General features: G+C 63.7%; 16 protein-coding genes, 1 tRNA gene and 1 other RNA gene. 17 read left to right on the top strand and 1 reads right to left on the bottom strand.

From position 1 onward, the window contains the following. Positions 1–40 precede the first annotated feature (40 nt). From G015_RS0111365 to G015_RS0111290, 17 genes are all read left to right on the top strand, one after another. Positions 41–3,235 carry a type I restriction endonuclease subunit R gene (locus G015_RS0111365; RefSeq protein ID WP_020146739.1) on the top strand — a complete coding sequence of 1,065 codons (3,195 nt, stop codon included), beginning with the start codon at positions 41–43 and terminating at the stop codon, positions 3,233–3,235. 224 nt (positions 3,236–3,459) lie between these two features. Continuing rightward, positions 3,460–4,257 (top strand): hypothetical protein, encoded by a 798-nt coding sequence (locus G015_RS0111360; protein WP_020146738.1) that lies wholly within the window; start codon positions 3,460–3,462, stop codon positions 4,255–4,257. Between the two features lie 470 nt (positions 4,258–4,727). After that, a complete protein-coding gene (locus tag G015_RS0111355) occupies positions 4,728–5,960 on the top strand; it encodes a DUF6361 family protein (RefSeq protein WP_020146737.1) in 1,233 nt (410 codons plus the stop codon). After that, positions 5,960–7,762 (top strand): phospholipase D family protein, encoded by a 1,803-nt coding sequence (locus tag G015_RS0111350; RefSeq protein ID WP_020146736.1) that lies wholly within the window; start codon positions 5,960–5,962, stop codon positions 7,760–7,762. The genes G015_RS0111355 and G015_RS0111350 overlap by 1 nt, the downstream gene beginning before the upstream one ends. Then, a complete protein-coding gene (locus tag G015_RS0111345) occupies positions 7,749–10,889 on the top strand; it encodes a helicase-related protein (protein WP_020146735.1) in 3,141 nt (1,046 codons plus the stop codon). The genes G015_RS0111350 and G015_RS0111345 overlap by 14 nt, the downstream gene beginning before the upstream one ends. 172 nt (positions 10,890–11,061) lie before the next feature. Further along, positions 11,062–11,138: transfer RNA gene (locus G015_RS0111340), tRNA-Val, on the top strand. Between the two features lie 136 nt (positions 11,139–11,274). After that, positions 11,275–12,837 (top strand): phospholipase D family protein, encoded by a 1,563-nt coding sequence (locus G015_RS0111335; protein ID WP_020146734.1) that lies wholly within the window; start codon positions 11,275–11,277, stop codon positions 12,835–12,837. A gap of 37 nt (positions 12,838–12,874) precedes the next feature. Beyond that, a complete protein-coding gene (locus tag G015_RS0111330) occupies positions 12,875–13,345 on the top strand; it encodes an SgcJ/EcaC family oxidoreductase (protein ID WP_019592541.1) in 471 nt (156 codons plus the stop codon). 23 nt (positions 13,346–13,368) lie between these two features. After that, positions 13,369–13,926 (top strand): RDD family protein, encoded by a 558-nt coding sequence (locus tag G015_RS0111325; RefSeq protein ID WP_020146733.1) that lies wholly within the window; start codon positions 13,369–13,371, stop codon positions 13,924–13,926. 136 nt (positions 13,927–14,062) lie between these two features. Further along, entirely contained in the window at positions 14,063–15,067 is a 1,005-nt protein-coding gene (locus G015_RS0111320) for a class I fructose-bisphosphate aldolase (RefSeq protein WP_018139212.1), read from the top strand. A 475-nt stretch (positions 15,068–15,542) separates the two neighbouring features. Further along, complete coding sequence (gene soxB / locus G015_RS0111315) at positions 15,543–17,276, top strand: thiosulfohydrolase SoxB (protein WP_020146732.1); 1,734 nt, start codon at positions 15,543–15,545, stop codon at positions 17,274–17,276. A 96-nt stretch (positions 17,277–17,372) separates the two neighbouring features. After that, positions 17,373–18,467, top strand: coding sequence for a 23S rRNA (cytidine(2498)-2'-O)-methyltransferase RlmM (gene rlmM / locus G015_RS0111310; RefSeq protein WP_020146731.1), 1,095 nt, complete (start codon positions 17,373–17,375; stop codon positions 18,465–18,467). Positions 18,468–18,485: 18 nt separating this feature from the next. After that, positions 18,486–18,846, top strand: a transfer-messenger RNA (tmRNA) gene (gene ssrA, locus G015_RS14135). Between the two features lie 118 nt (positions 18,847–18,964). Continuing rightward, positions 18,965–19,210, top strand: a complete 246-nt coding sequence (locus tag G015_RS0111305) for a hypothetical protein (RefSeq protein WP_020146730.1) — start codon at positions 18,965–18,967, stop codon at positions 19,208–19,210. Between the two features lie 32 nt (positions 19,211–19,242). Continuing rightward, complete coding sequence (locus G015_RS0111300) at positions 19,243–19,455, top strand: hypothetical protein (protein WP_020146729.1); 213 nt, start codon at positions 19,243–19,245, stop codon at positions 19,453–19,455. 91 nt (positions 19,456–19,546) lie between these two features. Continuing rightward, positions 19,547–19,771 carry a carbon storage regulator gene (locus G015_RS14130; RefSeq protein ID WP_083925135.1) on the top strand — a complete coding sequence of 75 codons (225 nt, stop codon included), beginning with the start codon at positions 19,547–19,549 and terminating at the stop codon, positions 19,769–19,771. After that, on the top strand, positions 19,768–19,962 hold the full coding sequence (locus G015_RS0111290; RefSeq protein ID WP_020146727.1) for a hypothetical protein: 195 nt from the start codon (positions 19,768–19,770) through the stop codon (positions 19,960–19,962). Before G015_RS14130 ends, G015_RS0111290 begins: the two co-directional genes overlap by 4 nt. Before the next feature lie 473 nt (positions 19,963–20,435). Here the strand turns inward: G015_RS0111290 and G015_RS0111280 are convergent. Next, on the bottom strand, positions 20,436–21,159 hold a 724-nt coding region (locus G015_RS0111280), incomplete at its 5' end, for a phage major capsid protein (RefSeq protein ID WP_020146725.1).

Here is a 21,159-nt window from a genome sequence, read left to right as displayed (position 1 = left end):
GAGCCATCGGAGGCCGTAACCACCAGGAAGGGAAGCATTGATGGCGGATAGCAGGGAAGCCCAGTTTCAGCAGGACATCATCGAAGCGATGACCGCCGATGGCTGGCTGACCGGTCCGGCCAGCGGGTATGACGCCGCCAACGCCCTGTACACCGAGGATCTGGTCGCCTACCTGCAGGAGGCCTGGCCGGAGCGCTGGGAGAAGTTCGCCGCGAAGAACGCGCAGGACCCGCAGAAGGCCCTGGTGCGCGCGGTCACCCGCGAGCTGGAGCACGACGGCACGCTGGAAGTGCTGCGCCACGGGGTGAAGACCCCGGGTGTAAAGCTGGATCTGTGCAGCTTCAGGCCCGACCACGAGATGAACCCCGAGTCCCTGGCGCGCTACCGCGCCAACCGCCTGCGGGTGGTGCCGGAGGTCTCGTACTCGCCGCATGCGCGCAGCGGCGAGTACAACCCCCGGCTGGATCTGGTGCTGTTCGTCAACGGCATCCCCACCGCCACGCTGGAGCTGAAGAGCGAGTTCAAGCAGTCGGTGGAGAACGCCAAGCGCCAGTACCGGCGCGACCGCCCGCTGAAGGACCCGGTCACCCGCAAGCCCGAGCCGCTTTTGACCTTCAAGCGCGGGGCGCTGGTGCACTTTGCCGTTAGCCAGGACCAGGTGGCGATGACCACGCGCCTGAACGGCAAGGACACCTTCTTCCTGCCCTTCAACCAGGGCACCGAGGAGGGCGGCGCCGGCAACCCCGCACCCCCGGACCCGGACAGCTACGCCACCGGCTACCTCTGGCAACGCGTGTTCCAGCCGGATGCCTGGCTGAAGATCATCGGCCGTTTCCTGCACCTGGAGGACAAACCGGAGGAAGACTTTCACGGAAAACGGCGCAAGAAGGAGTCGCTGATCTTCCCGCGCTTCCACCAGTGGGACGTGGTGAACCGCCTGATCGAGGCGACGCGCGAGGAAGGCGCGGGGCAGCGCTACCTGATCCAGCACAGCGCCGGCTCCGGCAAGTCCAACTCCATAGGCTGGATCGCCCACCAGCTTTCTGCGTTATACGACGATGCGGGCGACAAGCTGTTCAACTCCGTGATCGTGGTCACCGACCGCACGGTGCTGGACAGTCAACTCCAGAAGACTATTTTCGACTTCGAGCACGCGCATGGGGTGGTGCGGCCGATCACCCGCGATGTCGGCAGCCAGAGCAAGTCGGAGCAACTGGCCGAGGCGCTGGCCGAGCAGACCCGCATCATTATCGTGACCATCCAGACCTTCCCGGCGCTGTTCGACGCGCTGGACAAGCGCCCGGACCTGGCCGCCGGGCGCTACGCGGTGATCGCCGACGAGGCGCATTCCTCGCAGACCGGCTCCTCCGCCACCAAGCTGAAGGCGATTCTCGGAACGGACAAGCCGGAGGACGAGGAGATCAGCGCCGAGGAGCTGCTGGACGCGGCCGTGGCCGCGCGCAAACCCGCCGAGGGCATCAGCTACTACGCCTTTACCGCCACCCCCAAGGCGAAGACTCTGGAGCTGTTCGGCCGCCCGCCGAATCCGGAACTGCCGGCATCACAGGACAATAAGCCCGAGCCCTTCCACCTCTACTCCATGCGCCAGGCCATCGAGGAAGGCTTCATCCTCGACGTGCTGAAGAACTACACCACGTACTCCACCGCCTGGAAGCTGGCGCACCCGCACGCCGACGAGCAGGAGGTGGAGTCGCGCAAGGCCTCGACCAAGATCGCCCGCTGGGTGCGCCTGCACCCGTACAACATCTCGCAGAGGGTGGAGGTGATCGTCGAGCACTTCCGCGCCAACGTGCGCCACCTGCTGGACGGCCAGGCCAAGGCCATGGTGGTGACCGGCAGCCGCCAGGAGGCGGTGCGCTACGCGCTGGCCATGCGCGCGTACATCCAGCACAAGGGCTACACCGACGTGCACGCGCTGGTCGCCTTCTCCGGCTCCGTTCTGCCGGACGAGGTGATCCCCGAGGAGGTGACCGAGACCAGCTCGCTGCTGAACCCGGGGCTGAAGGGCCGCGACCTGGCCGAGGCGTTCAAGACCGACGAATACAACGTGATGATCGTCGCCAACAAGTTCCAGACCGGGTTCGACCAGCCCAAGCTCTGCGCCATGTACGTGGACAAGAAGCTGCAGGGCGTGGAGTGCGTGCAGACCCTCTCGCGCCTGAACCGCACCTTCCCGGGCAAGGAGGCCACCTTCGTCCTCGACTTCTTCAATGACGCCGAAGACATCCTCGAGGCCTTCCGCCCGTACTACAACAAGGCCGAGCTGGCCGACGTCTCCGACCACCAGATCGTCTACGACCTGCAAAAGAGCCTGGACGCCGCCGGGATCTACCACTGGGACGAGGTCGAGAACTTCGCCCGCGCCTTCTTCGATCCGAAGGCCGGCGCCAGCCAGCTCAGCTACTACTGCCAGCCCGCGAAGGAGCGCTACCACACCCGCTACAAGGCGGTGCTGGAGCAGATCCAGACCTGGAAGGCCGCCCATGCCGAAGCCGAGCGCAACGGCGACAAGGCCGGCCTGCACCGCGCCGAGCAGGAGCTGAAGGACGCCCACACCACCCGTGACGACCTCGACCTGTTCCGCAAGAACCTGCAGAGCTTCGTGCGCAGCTACGAGTTCCTGTCACAGATCGTCGACTTCGAGGACCGCGAGCTGGAACAGCTCAACGTCTACGCCCGCGCCCTGCACCCGCTGCTGCGCATCGAAAACATCGAAGAAGACGCCATCGACGTCGACGAGCTGGAGCTGACCCACTACCGCCTGAACAAGCGCGCGGAGCAGCGCCTGAGCCTGGAAGAGGAGGGCGCCGACTACGAAGGCCTCAAACCCGTCTCCGACGTCGGCTCCGGCAAGCCCCACGACCCGGAAAAGAAACGCCTCTCCGAGATCATCGACCAGCTCAACGAACTGTTTGGCGCCGAGGTAAGCGACGAAGACAAGCTCCAGTTCGCCAACGGAATCGCCGACCGCATCCGCCGCGACGACGCCGTGATGGCCCAGGTCGAGAACCACAGCCCCGACCAGGTGATGCACGGCCTGTTCCCCAAACGCGTCACCGACACCGTCCTCGACGCCATGACCGACCACGAGAAACTCTCCATGCAGGTCCTGGACGACCCGGAGCGGCAACGCGACTTCGCCCTCTTGATCCTGCGCCTGCTGACCGGTGGTGCAGGCGAACAACGAACCGCGACCACCAGGCCCGGCCAATGAACAAGTGCTTCAGTACATCGTGGCGCCCCTCGTCAACAGGAAAGCGAAAGCCACAATGCTGCCATGCCGTCATTCGGTTTCACCCCCCGTCTCGCATGTGCGTGTTGCCAACCGAACTGGATGGAACCTCACTCGCGGGATATCACAGTTATATCGGTGTTATCCAGAATCTGAATAAAGCCAATATCCCAGATTCTGTCTAATATACTGTTAGAAGGAAAACAATGGCATCTGAGATAGAGAAGCGACGTCGTCGCAAGGCAGCACTTCAGACCTTGGAGGATTTGGGCCGAAAGGAAGAACACGTTCTTTTGGTTCACTACTCTTGCGAAAGCTTTTACGATCGCCCCGAAGGTCAGACGCCAAGGGTTACGTCTATTGCTGTCAGAAATTATCTGTCAGCGCAAACAGTTTCCTTCTCGATCCATAAGATTGCCGAGGTCGAGCGCGTAGATGTTTCAGATATTGAGAACAACTACGATCGCCTGGAGAAGGAGATGCTCGAAGAGTTCTTTAACTTCCTCCGGGAGCGAAAGACTCACATTTGGGTTCATTGGAATATGCGCGACATAAATTATGGGTTCCCCGCTCTTGAGCATCGTTTTCGGGTGCTGGGCGGGAAGCCCGAGATCCTTGAAGACTCTCAGAAAGTCGACTTGGCTCGCCTTCTCATTGCGCTGTATGGAGCTCGATACACCGGGCATCCAAGGTTGGAAAGTTTAATGAAGAAAAACGGGATGACTGATTTGAATTTTCTGACGGGCAAAGAAGAAGCCGATGCGTTCGAAAACAAGGAATATGTGAAGCTCCATCAGTCGACGCTTCGAAAAGTTGATGTGTTCTCAAATATTCTCGGTAGAACTCTGGATGGCAGCCTTAAGACCAATGCTCGATGGTTCGATATTCACGGGATGAACCCCAACCTATGGGCCGAAGTGGCAGCGCAGCACTGGGTCGTTGTTCTAATTGGCTTGGCTGCAAGTGTCCTCTCAATCGGGTTGGCAATTGCGAACATCTTCTAACCAGGCGCTGTTGCCGGACAATTTTTCCACCGCTTCGCGGTTCCAAAATTGCCGCAAAGCTTCGCGTTAGGCAGAAAAAACGTTGGAAGCCATGGGTGAATATAACCTAGTCTTTGCGGAAGCTATGGCTGAGGCCAGCGTTCTGATTCTTCGTAGGGGCCAGCGATGGGGTCAGCCCTTGCCTTTTGCCTCCTTGCAGGTGTAGGCCTTCCGACCCGATAAAGTCGATACGGAAGACCCTGTGTCAAACACCAGAGGCGCCGTTTTGATAGCTTCCAAGGGTAATTTCGCATGTAGTTAATAAGCAAGTTGGGGTCGGGTCTCGGTAAGTGGCCGAGAGTAAAAGGGTTAACGGGTTTGCAGCCGCTGCTATGGAGCTTAGAGGCGCGGTTTTGAGGCGGAAACGGCCGTCTGGGGCTGTGGTTTGGGTTTGCATCTGGTGAAGCCGCCGCAGGGGGGAGGGAAAGCGAATGCTCCAGTCCAGAATTGCCTGGCTTGATCACGATGCGGAGGCGCGCGATCGCAGTATGCGTGTGCTGGCGATGTTTGGAGAGCGCGATACGCGCGATGAGCTGGGGCTTGGGGCGGTTCGGGACAACCTGGCGGATTTGCTGTTTCCGGGCACGAGTACGATCCAGACGCGCCTGCGTTACATGCTGTTGGTGGCGTGGGTGTACCAGCAGGTGGAGTCGGAGCTGGCGCTGGGCGCGCTTGGGTCGGAGAAGGTGCCGGCGCGGGCGGCCGATCTGGAGTTTCGCATTGTGGATGTGCTGCGCGAGGCGGACGACCGGGCGGGGGTATTCGGGATTGGATCCGGGCGGACACTGCAGCGATTACCCAGCTCGGTGTACTGGGCGGGACTGGCATCCTGGGGCATTCGGGAGGTGCCGCTTTCGCAGGAGCGCTACCACCGCAGTGTGGCCGGGCTGGTGGAACGGCGGCGCGAGGGTGTGGCTCGGGCGGGCGAGGGTGAATCGGACGAGAGCGGTTCGGAATATCGCACCTGGCATGCCGGCCTGCCGGAAGCGCCGGAGCGGTTCCCGGCAGATGTGTCGCTGGCGTTGGACCGTGCGGAGGGGGCATTCATCCGGGACCGGGTGCGAGAGTGTCATCCGACGAGCCTGTTGGCCCATCTGTTCGAGCGCTGTGCGCCGGCGGACGTGGAATACCCCTGGGAGCACCCGGATCGGGCGGGGTTCAGCGACCGGCAGCAGGCGCTGCTGGATCAGGCGGAGAAGCTTGCGGTGCTCGCACAGGGGGCGTTCCTGCTCTACAACCTGGCGCTGTCCGAGCGGCGCGAACGCGAGGACTGGGTCGAGCACTACGAACAGCGGATGGATGACTGGACCGAATCGGCCCGGGCACTGCCGTTGGCGGAGTGGAACCTGGACGATCTGTTTGCGCTGACGGAGGTGGGAACGCTGCGGGTACAGCAGAGGGCGCGCGACTTCCTGCGCGACTGGCGCGAGCGGGTATTGGCCTGTGGGAGCGACGGGGCGCGGCTGCGGGCGGACGAGGCGGCGCGTGATCTGGTGCGTCGGCGCGAATCGCTGCTGAAGAAGGCGCGTTCGCGTTTCACCAACCCGCAGGCGCTGACACAATGGAGCGGCCAGTCGGGCGCTTCTCGCTACAACTATCGCTGGCCGACGGTGAGCCGATTCCACCGTGACCTGTACGCGGCGTTGCAGGGGGAGGACGGGTAATGCTCGACCCCAATGGCCGCAGCCTGTACACGAGCCTGCTCACGCCACCGCCCGGATACTCGCTGGACCAGGCGCTGGGCACGACCTTCTCGCTGGATATCCCGACGCTGTTGACCATTCCCGTGCATCTGTCGTTGCTGGGGGCGGAGCGGCGGGATGACGGGATTGCGGTGTACGAGTCGGTCCGCCGCACGATGGATCGAGTAACGCTCTATCTCCAGCGCGGCCAGATGCGCGCGCCGAAAGACGGCGAACCCCTTTTCGGGCTGCTGGAGCCGTGCATGGTGGAGGTGGAGCCGCCCGGGGACGGGGTGTTTCATCCCAAGGTCTGGGTGCTGCGCTTCCGCCCGGACGAGGGGGTGCCCGAACCGCCGCTGCTACGGGTGGCGATCCTGTCGCGGAACGTGACCGATGATCGCTCCTGGGATCTCTCGCTGCAGCTCGATGGCGAGCTGGGTGAGGAAAGCATCGAGGCGAACCGGCCGCTGGCGCGGCTGCTGGAGAGCCTGCCGGGACTGGCCACGCGCGAGGTCGATGCGGACCGGCGGGCGCAGGCTCGGGGGCTGGCGCGGGATCTGATGGCTTGCAAGTTCGCGTTGCCCCCTGGTGCCGAGAGCCTCGAGTTTGCGGTTCCGGGCCTGCCGGGCATGCGCTGGGAACCGGAGGCGAGCGATCGCCTGGCGGTGATCTCGCCGTTTCTGAAGGATGCCGCGCTCGGCCGGCTGGCCGGCGCCAGTGGCGGTCCGGTGGCGCTGATTTCGCGTCCGGAGGAGCTGGAGCAGGTTTCGCCGGATGTCTGCGGCGGCTTCGGTGGCTGTTACGTGCTGCACGAGGCGGCCGAGACCGAGGACAACGAGGGCGAGATCGACCACGACACCCACGGGCTGCACGCCAAGGCATGGATCAGCGAACGGGGTACTCGCACGTCGATCACGCTGGGATCGGCCAACGTGACGGATGCGGCGTTGCTGGCGCAGCACAACCTGGAGGTGATTGCGACCCTGAAAGGCCCTCGGCGCAAACTGGGTGGCATCGACGACCTGCTGGGCGAAAAGGGCCTGGGCGGCGTGTTGCAGCGCTGGGAACCTGGGGAGCGAGCGGAGCCCGAGGCTGCAGAACTCGTGAGGGCGCGCGAGCGGCTGGAGCGGGCGCGTACCGAGCTTGCGCGGGGTGGGTTGCGGGTGGTTTGCGAGGCCGGTAATTCGGAGGATATGTGGCGGTGGTGGCTGGTCGGGCAGGTGGAGCTGCCGGAGTCGGTGAATTGCCGCGTTTGGCCGGTGAGCCGGTCACCCAGTGATGCGGTAGCGCTTGGGGAGGGCGGTGACACAGGGAGAAGCGAGTTGCCATATGGCGGCGTGGCCTACCTGACCGGGGTCATTGCCTTTGAGCTTACGGATCCGGCGGCGGACCACGCGCTGCGCTTTGCACTGAACCTGCCGATCGAGGGCTTGCCGGTAGAGGAGCGCGAGGCGGCCATCCTGCGTGCCGTGGTAGAGAATCGCGACGGGTTCCTGCGGTATCTGATGCTGCTACTGGCAAATGACGATGCCGCCGCTGGCGCCTTTATCCCGATGGCGGGAAGTGGACACGGGCACTGGCAAAGGGTGGTGCTGGACGAACTGCCGCTTCTGGAAGAGATGACCCGCTGCTACAGCCGCGAACCGGAGCGCCTGCGGGATATCGCGGAAATGATCGAGCGCCTGCAGGGGCGCCTCGGCACCTCTGACCTGGTGCCGCCGGAGTTCGAGGCGTTGTGGCGGACGTATCAGGAAGCGATGGAGCACCGCGATGGCCGGGATTGAGGGTTTCGATGCCCAGCCGGTGCTGGACGGGCTCAAGCCCTTTCAGCGCCGCACCGTGGATTACGCCTTCCAGCGGCTGTTCGACCCGGCCGGCAGCGGGCGCTTTCTGGTGGCCGACGAGGTTGGGCTGGGCAAGACGCTGGTGGCTCGGGGGGTGATCGCGCGCAGTCTGGAGGCGCTGAGCGGACAGGGCGAGCGCGTCGACATCATCTACGTGTGCTCGAACGCGGCGATTGCGCAGCAGAACATCCGCCGGATGAATGTGCTCGAGGACAACGAGTTTGCGCTGGCCAGCCGCTTGACCCTGTTGCCCGAGACGGTTCATCAGCTCAACCGGAATCCGGTCAATTTCATCAGCCTGACCCCGGGGACCACCTTCAACCTTCGCTCCAGCACGGGGATCGCGCGGGAGCGGGTGCTGCTGTTCCATCTGCTCGATGGGCTGGAAGGTCTGAGCTCGGCCGGTCTGAGCAAGGTGCTCCAGTGCAACGTCGGGGAACGCTGGCCGCAACTACTGAAAGAGGGGCCGGAGGAGATCGAGGCCGACCTGGCAGCCGCGTTTCTGGAGGATATGCGCCAGCAGACGGAATTGCTCGGAGAGCTGCGGCGACTGTGCGAGGTCTTTGAGGTACCAGAATCCGAGCGGCCGGCGGAGACGAATGCCGAGCGCAATGCCCTGGTGGGTCGGCTGCGCCGCAGGCTTGCTCGCGTCTGTCTGGATGCGCTGCGCCCATCGCTGGTGATCCTGGACGAGTTCCAGCGGTTTTCCGACCTGCTGAACGGGGAGACAGAAGAAGCCGAACTGGCCAATGACCTGTTCTCGCTGGAGGGTGCGCGGCTCCTGCTGCTGTCGGCAACTCCGTACCGGATGCTGAGCATGCACGGAGAGTCGGACGAAGATCATCACCAGAACTTCCTGGATACGGTGGGGTTCCTGTACGGCGACGAGCACGAGGTGGACGGCCTGCGTTGGGCACTGGAGACCTATCGCCGCGGCTGCCGGCAACTGGCAGAGGGCGATCACGAGGGTATTCAGCAGGCGCGTGAGGGTCTTCAATCGCGGTTGCTACGGGTGATGTGCAGAACGGAGCGCGTGGGCTTGACGCGCCGGCGCGATGCCATGCTTTCCGGGGACGAGCGCACCGTGGATCTGGCGCCCCTGGATCTCGAATACGCCCGGAACATCGATTCCACGGCGCATGCGGCGGGGTTGCCGGATGTCATCGAGTACTGGAAGTCGGTGCCGTACATGCTCAGCTACATGCGCGGCTATCAGATGCGCCGGGAGCTGGATGCCATTGCGACCAAGCCACCAAAGAAGCTTCGGCGGGCGATCGCGCGGGGGAAGGGGCTCAGTACGATCGACGTCAATCGCATTGAGGCCTATGAGCCGTTGGATATTCCGCACGCACGGATGCGCGGATTCATCGACGAAACCGTGGGTGCTGGTCTGTGGGAGCTTCTGTGGTTACCGCCTTCGCTGCCTTATACGAAGCTGGCTGGGCCTTGGGCGCGGGCAGGGGAGGTCACCAAACAGCTCGTGTTCTCGGCCTGGAATGCCGTGCCGGATGCGATTGCCACGCTGTGCTCGTACGAGGCGCAGGCGAGGGCGTTTGGCCAGGTGGGCGGGGATGTCGGGTACAGCAATACCTACGAGCGGGTCCGGCCACTGCTGCGATTTCAGACGGACGCGGATGGGCGCCTGACGGGAATGCCAGCCCTGGCCCGCATCATGCCGGCGCCTCGCCTGGCTCGCGAGGTGGATCCTTTGCATCTAGCCATCGCCTTTGGCAATGGTGAACCACCGGCCCTCGGCGTACTCCTTGTGGAGGCCACGCGGCGCTGTCGTGACCTGCTCGACGAACTGCCACAGGGGGACGAGTACGGGCGGGTCGACGAGCGCTGGTACTGGGCCGCGATCGCGATGCTGGAACGGGATGCGGGCCTGATCGAGTGGATGCAGGCGGCGAGTGGCTGGCCCGAGGCCATCCCCGAACAGGAAGGGGGCGAGCACTTTCGCGCCCATCGCGACCAGATGATCCAGGCCATGCGGGGGGAACTGGACCTGGGGCGGCGCCCGTCAGACCTTGCAGAAGTGCTGGCCCGGTTCGCGCTTGGAGGCCCCGGGGTTTGCGCGCTACGTGCACTGCGGCGGGTGGCTACGGATGTCGATTGGAACGATCCGGCATTGTTGCTGGGGGCCGCGCGGGTGGCCAACGGCTTTCGTACGCTGTTCAATCTGCCCGAGAGCGTGGTGCTGATCCAGAACCGGGATGAACAGCCCTACTGGCGGCAGGCACTGGACTATGCGGTGGAGGGCAATCTGCAGGCCGTCCTGGACGAACAGGTGCATGTGCTGCCGGAGCAACTGGGGAGGGTAGAGGCCCCCGCCGCCGAGCGCATCGATGCGGTTGCGCGCGCCGTGACGGAATCCTTATCCATGCGTTCGGCGCAGCTCAAGGTCGACGACGTGCGAGTGAATAAGCGCCGGGTGGAGGTTGCGGATCTCTCCATGCGTTGCAGGTTCGCACTGCGGTTTGGCGATATGCGCGATGACACTGGCGGCGCTGTCGCCCGTGCCGACTCCGTGCGGGCGGCGTTCAATTCGCCCTTTCGACCTTTTGTGCTGGCCAGCACCTCGGTCGGGCAGGAAGGCCTGGACTTCCATACCTGGTGTCACTCGGTGGTGCACTGGAACCTCCCGTCGAATCCGGTGGACATGGAACAGCGCGAGGGGCGCGTTCATCGCTACAAGGGCCACGCGGTGAGGAGGAACGTCGCCCAGCACATCGGCCTGGCCGCGCTTGCGGACTGGCAGGGGGAAGGAGACCCGTGGGCCCGTCTGTTCGAGTGCGCTGAAGCGACGGAGTTTGGCCAGCAATCCGACCTGGCACCGTGGTGGATCTACGAGGCCGGGGACGCACGCATCATGCGGCGGGTCCTGCTGTTGCCGCTGAGCCGAGACGTGGGGCGCCTCAAGCGCATGAAACGTCAGCTCGCGCTCTACCGCATGGTATTCGGTCAGCCGCGACAGGAAGACCTGATCGCCTATCTGGATCATGCCCTGCCGGAGGATGCGCCTGAGGACTGGCAGATTTCTTTGCTCCCGCCTGCTCTGCCAGGTTGAACCCGTGCGCATGCGTTTTGGGAAAGCGGATCAATGGACACCCTGACGTTGGCACCTCAGGTTCTCCCAGGCAAAGCGTGTCTTGCTACGGATAGAGCGGCGGCGAGCGCCGCGTTACAAAGGGCTTTGACAGGGGGCGGGGAGCGCGTAGAATACGCGGCTCGAAGACGACAGGCGCGTAGCTCAGTTGGTTAGAGCACCACCTTGACATGGTGGGGGTCGTTGGTTCGAGTCCAATCGCGCCTACCAGTATTTTGAGAAAGCGAGCCAGGGTCTCCCGGCTCGCTTTTTTGTTTTGGGGATACGGACCATGGAAAGGTTCGCAGGGTGGGTACATGCTTGCGGTATGGGTGCTTCGTTGGGGGCGGGTGTCGGACATCTGCGAATGAACGCGCGTACGTTGCTTCAGCCGCTGGTCGCGGCGTTGCTGCTGGCGTTTCTGGCGGCGTGTACACCGATGCAGCCGGCGTCGGACCGGGTGGACCGTACCCCGCAGGCGCCAGCGGTACAGGGCGAGCTGGCGACCTGGCTGGATACGCTGCCGGCGGTCGAGGAAGGGCAGACGGGGTTCCGGCTGCTGGATACCGGGGCGGAGGCCTTTCAGTGGCGGGTGCAGAGTGCGCGCAAGGCGCAGGAACGCATCCATATCCAGTACTACATCTGGCGCGATGACGTGGCCGGTCGCACGCTGCTCGGGGAGCTGCTGGATGCGGCGGACCGGGGCGTGGCGGTGTCGCTGTTGCTGGACGACATGGATTTGCGCGGCAGTGATGACCTGCTGGCCGCGGTCAATCAGCATCCCAATATCGAGGTTCGCGTGTTCAACCCGTTTCGTACGCGCCGGGGTGCTGTGCGCGCGGGGGTGGAGTTTGTTTTTCGTGGCAGCGACCTGAATCGCCGTATGCACAACAAGGCCTGGGTGGTCGACGGGCACCTGGCGATCATCGGCGGGCGCAACATCGGCGACGAGTACTTCGAAGTCAGCCCGTATTACAACTTCACGGATCTGGATCTGGTGATGGTCGGCCCGCTGGCGACGGAGGTCGATCATTCGTTCGTGGAGTACTGGAACAGCCGCGCGGCGATCGATCTGCGGCGGATGCGTCGGGTGGAGCAGGACCCGGAGAAGCTCGCGCGCCACCGGGATAAGCTCGACGCCTGGCTGGCCGAGCACCAGGAACATCCGCTGCTGACACTGGAGCCACTGAATGGTGTGCCTCTCGCCGAGCCGATTGATGATGCCGGGGCTTACACCTGGACGGACCAGGCCAAGCTGGTCGTGGATGACGTTGGCAAGGCCAAGGGCTACGAGCATATCCGGGACGGGGTCGCCGAGGCGGTGGCACGGCGACTGGATGCGGTCGAGCACGAGTTGTTGATGATATCGCCGTATTTTGTGCCGCGGCGGGATGGCACGGCGCAGCTGATCGCGATGCGTGAGCGGGGCGTGCGGGTGAGTGTGCTGACAAACTCCCTGGCGGCGAACGACGTGGCCTTTACCCACAGCGGCTACTCGCGCCGCCGTCCCGCATTGCTGGAGGCCGGGGTGGAGCTACACGAGTTGCGCCCGACTGCGCTGCCGCCACGCGCAGCCGCGGATCGCGAGATGGGGATTGGCTCCTCGCATGCGAGCCTGCATACCAAGGCGCTGATCATCGATCGCGAGGAGGGGTTTGTCGGCTCGTTCAATCTGGACCCGCGCTCGCGCTATACCAACACCGAACTGGGCGTGTTCCTGCGCGAGCCGGAGATCGTGCAGGAGCTGCTGGAGCTGTACGAGCACAGCACCCGGCCGGAGCTGGCGTATCAGGTTCGGCTGGACGACGAGGGCTGGCCGATCTGGACGGACGACGAGGGCACGCTTTACCGCACGGATCCGAAGGCGGGCATCTGGCGGCGCTTCTTGTCCGGGATTACGCGACTGGCGCCAGTGGAGCCGCTCCTGTAAACAGGGGCCTGTCTTGCCGTTCACTATAGGAGTTGTCATGTCCAGAAAAGCACTCTCGCTTCTCGCCCTGCCGTTGGCCGCGCTGATCTCCACCGCCGGCGCCGATGAAGGCGAAATCCAGCGCATCCTGGAGGCCAAGGAGGCGGCCTGGGAGGCCGGTGATGGCGAGGCCTGGGCGCGGGACTATCAGGAAGACGCGGGGCTCGTGAACCTGTTCGGTACGCGCTTTGATGATCGTGCGACGAATGCCAAGCGGCATACCGAGGTCCTGCAAGGGCCGTTTGCCGGTACCTCGTTAAGCGTGGATGTCGAGGATATTTCGATGCTGAGCGAAGACACGGCGTTTGCCGAGGCCGTGCTGCGGGTATCGGACATCGAATCCATGCCGGCCGGGCTGCCGGATCGCGGCGATGGCGTGCTGTACACCCGCATGAGCTTTCTGCTCGAGCGGGATGATCACCACGGCTGGCAGATCCGGTTCGGGCATAACACGGTCGTGCATCCGTAGGGCTGTAGTGTCAGGGGGGTTACATGGAATGTAAGGCATGCGGGCGGGACAACCCGCCCGAGGCGCGCTACTGCAATGGCTGTGGAGCGGATCTGGTCGAGGTGGCTGCAGCGTCGCCGGCGCACGCCGGGCCGCCGGAGGATCGCGCCGCCTTTGGCGGGTTCTGGCGGCGTGTGCTGGCCACCCTGGTCGACATGGTGGTGATCGGGGTGCCGCAGATCGTGGCGCAGATGGTGATCAGCCCGGAGACGATGGCACCCAAGGGGCCGGAGCCCGAGCTGATGGCGGCCGATATCGTCTGGATGCTGATCAACATCCTGGTGGCCTGGCTGTACTGGGCGGGGATGCACAGCTCCCGCTACCAGGCGACGGTCGGCAAGATGGCGGTGGGGCTGCGTGTGGTCGACTATCACGGCGAGCGCATTACCTTCATGCGCGCGACAGGACGCTATCTCGCGGAGATCCTTTCGGGCCTGCTGTTCGGCATCGGCTACCTGATGGTGGCGTTTACTCGCCGCCGCCAGGGGCTGCACGACCTGATCGCGGAGACGTTCGTCGTGCGCAAGGAGTGGCTGAACTAGGCCACCGCTGCGGTTGTAACGGCAGCGACGGTTTGTGAACCGCTCCCGGGCGTTGGGAGTCCGTATGGAAGAACCCCGAGTGGGGAACTAGTCTCCAACGGAAATCCATACGGGTACCCCCGCCCAAGGAGCAGAGATGAAAATCGACACACTGATCGAGACGGCCGAGGCCATGGTGGCCCCCGGCAAGGGCATTATTGCCATCGACGAATCCACCAGCACGATTGCCAAGCGATTCGAAGCGGTGGGCGTGGAGAACACCGAGGAGAATCGCCGAACCTACCGCGAGCTCCTGCTCACCACACCGAAGCTGAACGAATACATCTCCGGCGCCATCCTCTACGACGAGACCCTTCGCCAGTCCACGCGCGACGGCAAGCCGTTTGTGGATGTGATGCGCGAGGCGGGCATCCTGCCCGGCATCAAGGTGGATACGGGCGCCAAGGACCTGGCGGGGTTCCCCGGCGAGAAGGTTACCGAGGGCCTGGACGGGCTGCGCGAGCGCCTGCAGGAATACGCGCGGATGGGTGCGAAGTTCGCCAAGTGGCGCGCCGTGATCACTATCGGCGAGACCATGCCCACCGATACCTGCATCGAGGCCAATGCGCATGCGCTGGCCCGGTATGCGGCGCTTTGCCAGGAGCAGGGGCTGGTGCCGATCGTGGAGCCCGAGGTGCTGATGGACGGCGATCACGACATCGAGACCTGCTATGGCGTAACAGAGGCAACGCAGCGGGCGGTGTTCAGCGCGCTGTACGAGCATCACGTGTTGCTGGAAGGCACGATCCTGAAGGCCAGCATGGTGATCCCCGGCAAGGACTGCCCGGAGCAGGTGGGTGTGGACGATGTCGCCCACGCAACGCTTCGCTGCCTTGCCTCCGCGGTGCCCGCAATCCTCCCCGGTATTGTGTTCCTGTCGGGCGGGCAGAGCGACGCGGATGCAACTGCGCACCTGGATGCAATGAATCGCATTGGGGGCACGCCCTGGCCGCTCTCGTTCTCCTACGGCCGCGGCATGCAGCAGGCCGCGATGAAGCTGTGGGGCGAGGACATGCAGGCGAATTTCGAGAGCGCGCAGAAGACGGTATACGAGCGTGCCCGCGACAATGGCCTGGCCGCGGAGGGCAAGTACGCGGCCTAGGGCGTGCGGGTCACGATGGGCGGGTGCAACCTGGAACCTGCGGCGTAGTTGATCTGAATCAATTCCCGCCGGGTTCCAGGTTCATAGACTGTAGCTGCCGGGCATGGGTCGGTCGGCGAGGGCACAAGGATCAGCGCTGTCGGCGCCGTGCCCCCGTATCGATTCCTCCGGCGGTGTATGTCGCGTCTTGGCCTGTTACCCCCAGGGTGACAGGCCTTTTTTGTGACCTGCGTTGTGGCTCTGGCAGGCTCCCGGAGCATTTTTTTGTCAGCGCAGATCGGATTGGAATGGGTTCGATTTTTATACGATCCCGCGCGAACTCGCGGTAACTCCGGTAGGCTGCGCACCCGATGACGACCAGGCCGATGGAACAAAATTGGCCAAAGCACGTCCGGAATAACCGGGAAGAGGACCGGAACAGGTCCAGCTAGAAATTGCGGTTTATCCAATTCAAACCACCAATAGGAGCCAGTCAATGAATCTGACTCGGAGAGAATTCCTGCAGGCCATGGCCGTGGCGAGCGCCGCCGGCTTCTCGATGAATGCCTGGGCCGGCGAGAAGGGATCGTGGAAGCCCCTGAGCAGCGAGATGTACGACATCCCGAAATTCGGCAATGTCTCGTTCATGCACTACACCGACTGCCACGCGCAGCTGAAGCCGATCTACTTCCGCGAGCCGAACGTGAACATTGGCGTGGGCGACATGAAGGGCAAGCCGCCGGTGCTGGTGGGCAACGAGCTGCTCGAGTGGTTCGGTATCAAGCCCGGTACGCCGATGGCGCATGCCATCACCCATCTCGACTACGTTGACGCGGCGGAGAAGTACGGCCGCATGGGTGGTTTCTCGCACCTTTCCACGCTGGTCAAGAAGTTGCGCGCTGACCGGCCGAACTCGTTGATGCTGGACGGCGGCGATACCTGGCATGGTTCTGCGGTGTCCCTGTGGGATGACGGTCAGGACATGGTCGATGCCCAGAAGCTGCTGGGTGTGGACATCATGGTCGGCCACTGGGAGTTCACCTTCGGTGACGAGCGCGTGATGGAGATCGTCGAGAACGACTTCAAGCCGAACGGCATCGACTTCTTGGCGCAGAACATCGAGGACCGCGACTGGGGCGACCCGGTGTTCGAGCCCTACACCATCCGCGAGATGAACGGTGTGCCGGTGGCGGTGATTGGTCAGGCCTTCCCGTACACCTCGGTGGCCAACCCGAGCTACATGTTCCCGGACTGGAGCTTCGGCATCCGCGACGAGCACATGCAGCGCATGATCAACGAGTGCCGCGAGAAGGGCGCGAAGGTGGTCGCGATCCTGTCGCACAACGGCATGGTCACGGACATGGAAATGGCCCGCAACCTGGAAGGCGTGGACGTGATCATGGGTGGTCATACCCACGACCCGATCCCCGGTGCGGTCGAGATCGAAAACGCCGGTGGCGACATCACGCTGGTGACCAACGCTGGTTCGAACGGCAAGTTCCTGGGCCTGCTGGACCTGGATGTCGGCGAGAGCGGCGTGCGCGACTACAAGTTCCACATGCTGCCGGTGTTCTCCAACCTGCTGGACGCCGATCCAGAGATGGAAGAGCACGTGAAGAAGGTTCACGAGCCTTACCAGGACAAGCTGAACGAAGAGCTCGCGGTGACCGACGGCGTGCTGTACCGCCGTGGCAACTTCAACGGGACCTTTGACGAGGTGATCCTGGATGCACTGCGCGAGAAGCTGGATGCCGAGGTGGCCCTGTCGCCGGGCTTCCGCTGGGGTGTGAGTGTCCTGCCGGGTCAGCCGATCACCTTCGAGGAGGTGATGAGCCAGACCGTGACCACGTACTCCGAGGTCCAGCGTAACGAGATGACCGGCGAACAGCTGAAGAACACGCTGGAAGACGTGGCCAACTCGATCTTCAACCAGAACCCGTATCACCACCGCGGTGGCGACATGGTCCGTACGGGCGGGATCAAGTACACGATTGATCCGCACGAGTCCATGGGTTCGCGTATCAGCGACCTGGAGATCAATGGCGAACCGATCGACATGGACAAGAACTATGTCGTGGCCGGCTGGGCGAACGTGCACGAGCCCCTGGATTCCGAGCCGGTCTGGGAACTGGTCGCGGACTATCTGCGCGAGAAGGGTACGGTCGAGGTCAGCAAGCCCTATCTGCCGAAGATGAAGAACGTCGAAGGCGATCCGGGCCTGGAGGTCTAAACCCGACCGTGGATTGGTGACCCGGATGTTCGGTCCGGTTACCCTCGAAGCCGCCTCACCCCTCTCGGGTGTGGCGGCTTTTTTCATGGAGGAGACATGGTGGCGATCGAGGCGACGGCGTCCGAACTGCTGTTTTACTGCCGTCCGGGTTTCGAGCCCGACCTGATTGCCGAGCTGACGGAGCGGGCGTCGGAGGCGGGTATGGCCGCCTATCCGCGCGCGAAGCCCGATACCGGATTTGTACGCTTTGTCCCGGCGGATGGCGATCTTGTGGGGCTGGCCGCGGCACTGCCGCTGGATGAATTGATTTTTGCCCGGCAGCGGCTGGTGGCGCTGCACCCACTGGAACGGCTGAGCCGAGAGGATCGAGTGACGCCGATCCTGGATCAGCTGCAGTTGACGGGGATCTGTTTCGACTCGCTGTGGCACGAGTGCCCGGACACCAACGACGGCCAGTCACTGGTTCGGCTGGCGCGCGCCCTGGATCGACCCTTGCAGGCCGTGTTGCGCAAGCGCGGCCTGCTGGTCCCGGATGCGGCCGGGTTGCGGGCGCACCTGTTCTGGTCCGCTGGCGACCGGGTACAGATTGCGTTCTCCCGGCCGGGAGAACGCAGCGACTGGCCGGAGGGCAAGCCGCGCCTGCGGGCGGCATCCGATGCGCCCAGCCGCTCCGCGCTGAAGCTGGAAGAGGCCTGGCACACATTTATCCCGGCGGAGCAGTGGCCGGAGCGACTGGCCGAGGGCATGCAGGCCGCGGATCTGGGGGCCGCTCCGGGCGGCTGGACCTGGCAGCTGGTGCGGCGCGGGATGCATGTGCATGCCGTGGACAACGGACCGATGGACGAGCGGCTGATGGCGACGACCCAGGTGGAGCATCACCGCGAGGATGCCTTTGTCTGGGAACCGCCGAATCCGGTGATCTGGCTGGTCTGCGATATCGTGGACAAGCCGGCACGTGTTGCGGCCCGCATGGGGGACTGGCTGGAAAGACAGTGGTGCCGCGAGGCGATCTTCAACCTGAAACTGCCGATGAAGAAACGCTGGCAGACCGTGCGGGACTGTCTGGAACACCTGGATGAACGGCTGAGCGACGCGGGGCTGGCTTATGAGGTCCGGGCACGACAGCTGTATCACGATCGGGAGGAGGTCACCGTGCATATTCGTCTGGTCGGGGAACCCTTGGCGCGGTAGACTGTCTGTGTACTGTAAGGGGGCGACTTGGATTCGACGCGGGTCGCGAAACCTGAGGTGCATGCCGAGGATGTGGTGAGCCTCGTAAAAATCACTGCAAAAAAATAGTTGCCAACGACGACAACTACGCACTCGCCGCTTAAAAACCGGTAGATGCCGTCCGACTGGAGCCGTGCTTGTGCGTCCAGTATCGGGCGTCGACTCTCACAAGCTCGTGGTGACGCGCGCCCGGCGTGGATCCATTAAAACTAAACCGGGATCGCCAGTTGTTTTCCCTGCCTGTCGGGTAGCGGCTGGTTAAACTCAAAGACAGAATAAGCATGTAGAGCCGAAGGCGGAGGGCCTGCGGACGCGGGTTCGATTCCCGCCGCCTCCACCAGACAAGCAAGAAAATCAGGTAGTTAGGCGCGCAATAGGGCGCTGTCTACCTACCTGACTACCTTCCCCAGAAGTGCCATCCTTCGGTCTTCCCTGTTCCCAACGACAGGAGAAAGACCATGAACAACTTCAACTCGCAGACCTTCGCCAGAACCCCGCCCGAGTTCGACCGCTTCTATGTCGTCCAGGACCGCGACTTGCCCGATGGGCGCCGTTTGCTCGGTGATATCGTGGCCGGCCCATTTCCCACGCGAGACCAGGCCAAGGCCGCGCTGAGGGATCGTCGCGAGTCGGGCGCCTACGTCGCCCGCTGGACGGATGAAAGGGCCCCGCTCTCGATTGAGGAACGCCGCAGCCTGCGGTGATCGCCCGTTTCACAGGCCACAGGAGACAGACCATGACCGAAAACACCCCAATGACCGCCCAGGAGCTCAGCGAACTGGCGGACGATACCATCCGCCGGATCGACTCCATGCGCTCGCTTTGCACGAAGATCATCGTCGAAGGCGAACAGGACAACCCCGATATCCCGCTGTGGGATCTGGTGTCCGAGAGTTTCGACATGACCAAGAAGACGGTGGCCGCGCTGCAGAACGGCATCGGGACGTAAACGGAACCGTCATCGACACCACGCCCGGCCATGCGCCGGGCTTTCTTTTGCTAGGCTCTAGGTTTGCGCCTACGCACAAGGAAGTGCCGCCATGCCCTCATTTGTCCGCAGGCTGAACGAATCCCTACGGGTCGGAAACGAGGTGCGCGTCGTGATCCTCGAGACGAACGGGAAACAGGTCCGCATCGGAATCGAAGCGCCCCGGGATACGCAGATCCTGCGCGCCGAACTGGCTCCACCTGCCGACCATGTAGCGCCGGAAAGCTCTGCTACCCTCGAACCTGTATCACCACGGACGCCAGGAGGGCGCGAGTGACACCCAAGCACCTCAAGATACAAACGCTGCTCGCTTTCCTGCTCACGCTCTACGGCATCCTGCATCTGTGGTCCGTCGAACCCGATCCGGTGATGGGCGGTTACTCGCTGTTCGACGTGTGGCCGGTTCTGGTTGGCGGGGTGTGGCTCATTGGGGCACTGTTCGCGGTGTGGTGGAAAGCCGGTAGGTAGGCGGTCCCAGCGCGGTACAATGCCCGCATGGTCGAGGGAAACGTCAAAGACACGCGCATCGTCCTGGATCAGTGGGGGCACTGGTGGCGTGCCCGCGAGGCCCGCGAGTCGAATACGCACCCATCACGCCAGTCGATCGCAGCCGAAGCCATGCAGATCGCCCGGGTAGGCGCTCGCGTTCACGCGACACGCGGGAAAGACGCTGACAGCATCCAACCCCCGTTCTGGATCGCAGAAATCGACCAGGCCGTCGACCAGCTCCCCCAGGCCCAACGGGCCGCCTTGGTCGCCTTCTATCTCCGACGCACCATGCGCAGACGAAATCCGGCCCTCCTACGGGCTGAAATGGCCCTCAGCACGTAAAACGCCCCCGCAGATCGTCTGCAGGGGCGCACCGACCACGCCAGCGCTCGTTCTGGCCGCCGGGTCTGGGTTTGGGCAGGAAGCCCGGCCCCAGCACCACGGGTGGTGGATTACTCGCCGAACGAACCCTTCACCAGAGCGGAAGGCCGCACCACGGTGACCGTGGATCGCATTTCCGCGCGGACCGTGACCAGGTTGCGTTGCACGTTGTCTTCGTCCTGCTCGAACATCTCGACAGCCGGAGACATGCGGTCCCACAGAATCGCGGCGGCGGTAAAGTCGCCCACCAGGAACTCGCCAGACGGCATGCTGTTGGTCGGGACCACCGGCACCCCCCAAAGCTGCGGCGGGGTCGCGGCGCGCGGGCTGGTGAACAGGTAGCGGCTCTCGTCATCCTTCAGCCGCACGATCTCGGACCAGTCCCCCGGGTTCATCAGGATCGCGGTAGCCGACCAGTCGGCCAGCTCGAGCTGTTCTATCGCCCGGCGGATCACATCCGTTTTCGGGGCGCCCGTTACGTCCAGGTTGAAGCTGGTGGCGTTCTCCAGGAGACCGCTCATGTTCGAGCCCGAGCCGTTGCCGGTCACGATCTGCGATTCCTCGGCCAGCTGGACGCCGTAGCGCAGGCGCCGGTCCAGGAACTTGGTCAGGGCCGGCTGGTCGTCCAGCACCTGCTTGGACACTTTCTGCCAGTGCGCCACCGTCACCACGCTGGCCTCGACCAGATCGAAGGTCAGATCGGTTTCCGCCTTCTCGGCACCTTCACCGGCCTGCGGGGCCGCGTTGTTGGTGAACGCGAGCTCGCGCGTGACTTCGATGCGGTTCGAGGTCGTG

It is taken from the genome of Thioalkalivibrio sp. ALJ15, assembly GCF_000383695.1.
Classification (GTDB): Bacteria; Pseudomonadota; Gammaproteobacteria; order Ectothiorhodospirales; family Ectothiorhodospiraceae; genus Thioalkalivibrio.
This window is presented reverse-complemented; position numbering and strand designations above follow the sequence as displayed.

Bases quoted from the DNA above. Each gene is read 5' to 3' on its own strand.
- G015_RS0111365 (WP_020146739.1), top strand. From the start codon at position 41: ATGGCGGATAGCAGGGAAGCCCAGTTTCAGCAGGACATCATCGAAGCG.
- G015_RS0111360 (WP_020146738.1), top strand. From the start codon at position 3,460: ATGGCATCTGAGATAGAGAAGCGACGTCGTCGCAAGGCAGCACTTCAG.
- G015_RS0111355 (WP_020146737.1), top strand. From the start codon at position 4,728: ATGCTCCAGTCCAGAATTGCCTGGCTTGATCACGATGCGGAGGCGCGC.
- G015_RS0111350 (WP_020146736.1), top strand. From the start codon at position 5,960: ATGCTCGACCCCAATGGCCGCAGCCTGTACACGAGCCTGCTCACGCCA.
- G015_RS0111345 (WP_020146735.1), top strand. From the start codon at position 7,749: ATGGCCGGGATTGAGGGTTTCGATGCCCAGCCGGTGCTGGACGGGCTC.
- G015_RS0111335 (WP_020146734.1), top strand. From the start codon at position 11,275: ATGAACGCGCGTACGTTGCTTCAGCCGCTGGTCGCGGCGTTGCTGCTG.
- G015_RS0111330 (WP_019592541.1), top strand. From the start codon at position 12,875: ATGTCCAGAAAAGCACTCTCGCTTCTCGCCCTGCCGTTGGCCGCGCTG.
- G015_RS0111325 (WP_020146733.1), top strand. From the start codon at position 13,369: ATGGAATGTAAGGCATGCGGGCGGGACAACCCGCCCGAGGCGCGCTAC.
- G015_RS0111320 (WP_018139212.1), top strand. From the start codon at position 14,063: ATGAAAATCGACACACTGATCGAGACGGCCGAGGCCATGGTGGCCCCC.
- soxB (WP_020146732.1), top strand. From the start codon at position 15,543: ATGAATCTGACTCGGAGAGAATTCCTGCAGGCCATGGCCGTGGCGAGC.
- rlmM (WP_020146731.1), top strand. From the start codon at position 17,373: ATGGTGGCGATCGAGGCGACGGCGTCCGAACTGCTGTTTTACTGCCGT.
- G015_RS0111305 (WP_020146730.1), top strand. From the start codon at position 18,965: ATGAACAACTTCAACTCGCAGACCTTCGCCAGAACCCCGCCCGAGTTC.
- G015_RS0111300 (WP_020146729.1), top strand. From the start codon at position 19,243: ATGACCGAAAACACCCCAATGACCGCCCAGGAGCTCAGCGAACTGGCG.
- G015_RS14130 (WP_083925135.1), top strand. From the start codon at position 19,547: ATGCCCTCATTTGTCCGCAGGCTGAACGAATCCCTACGGGTCGGAAAC.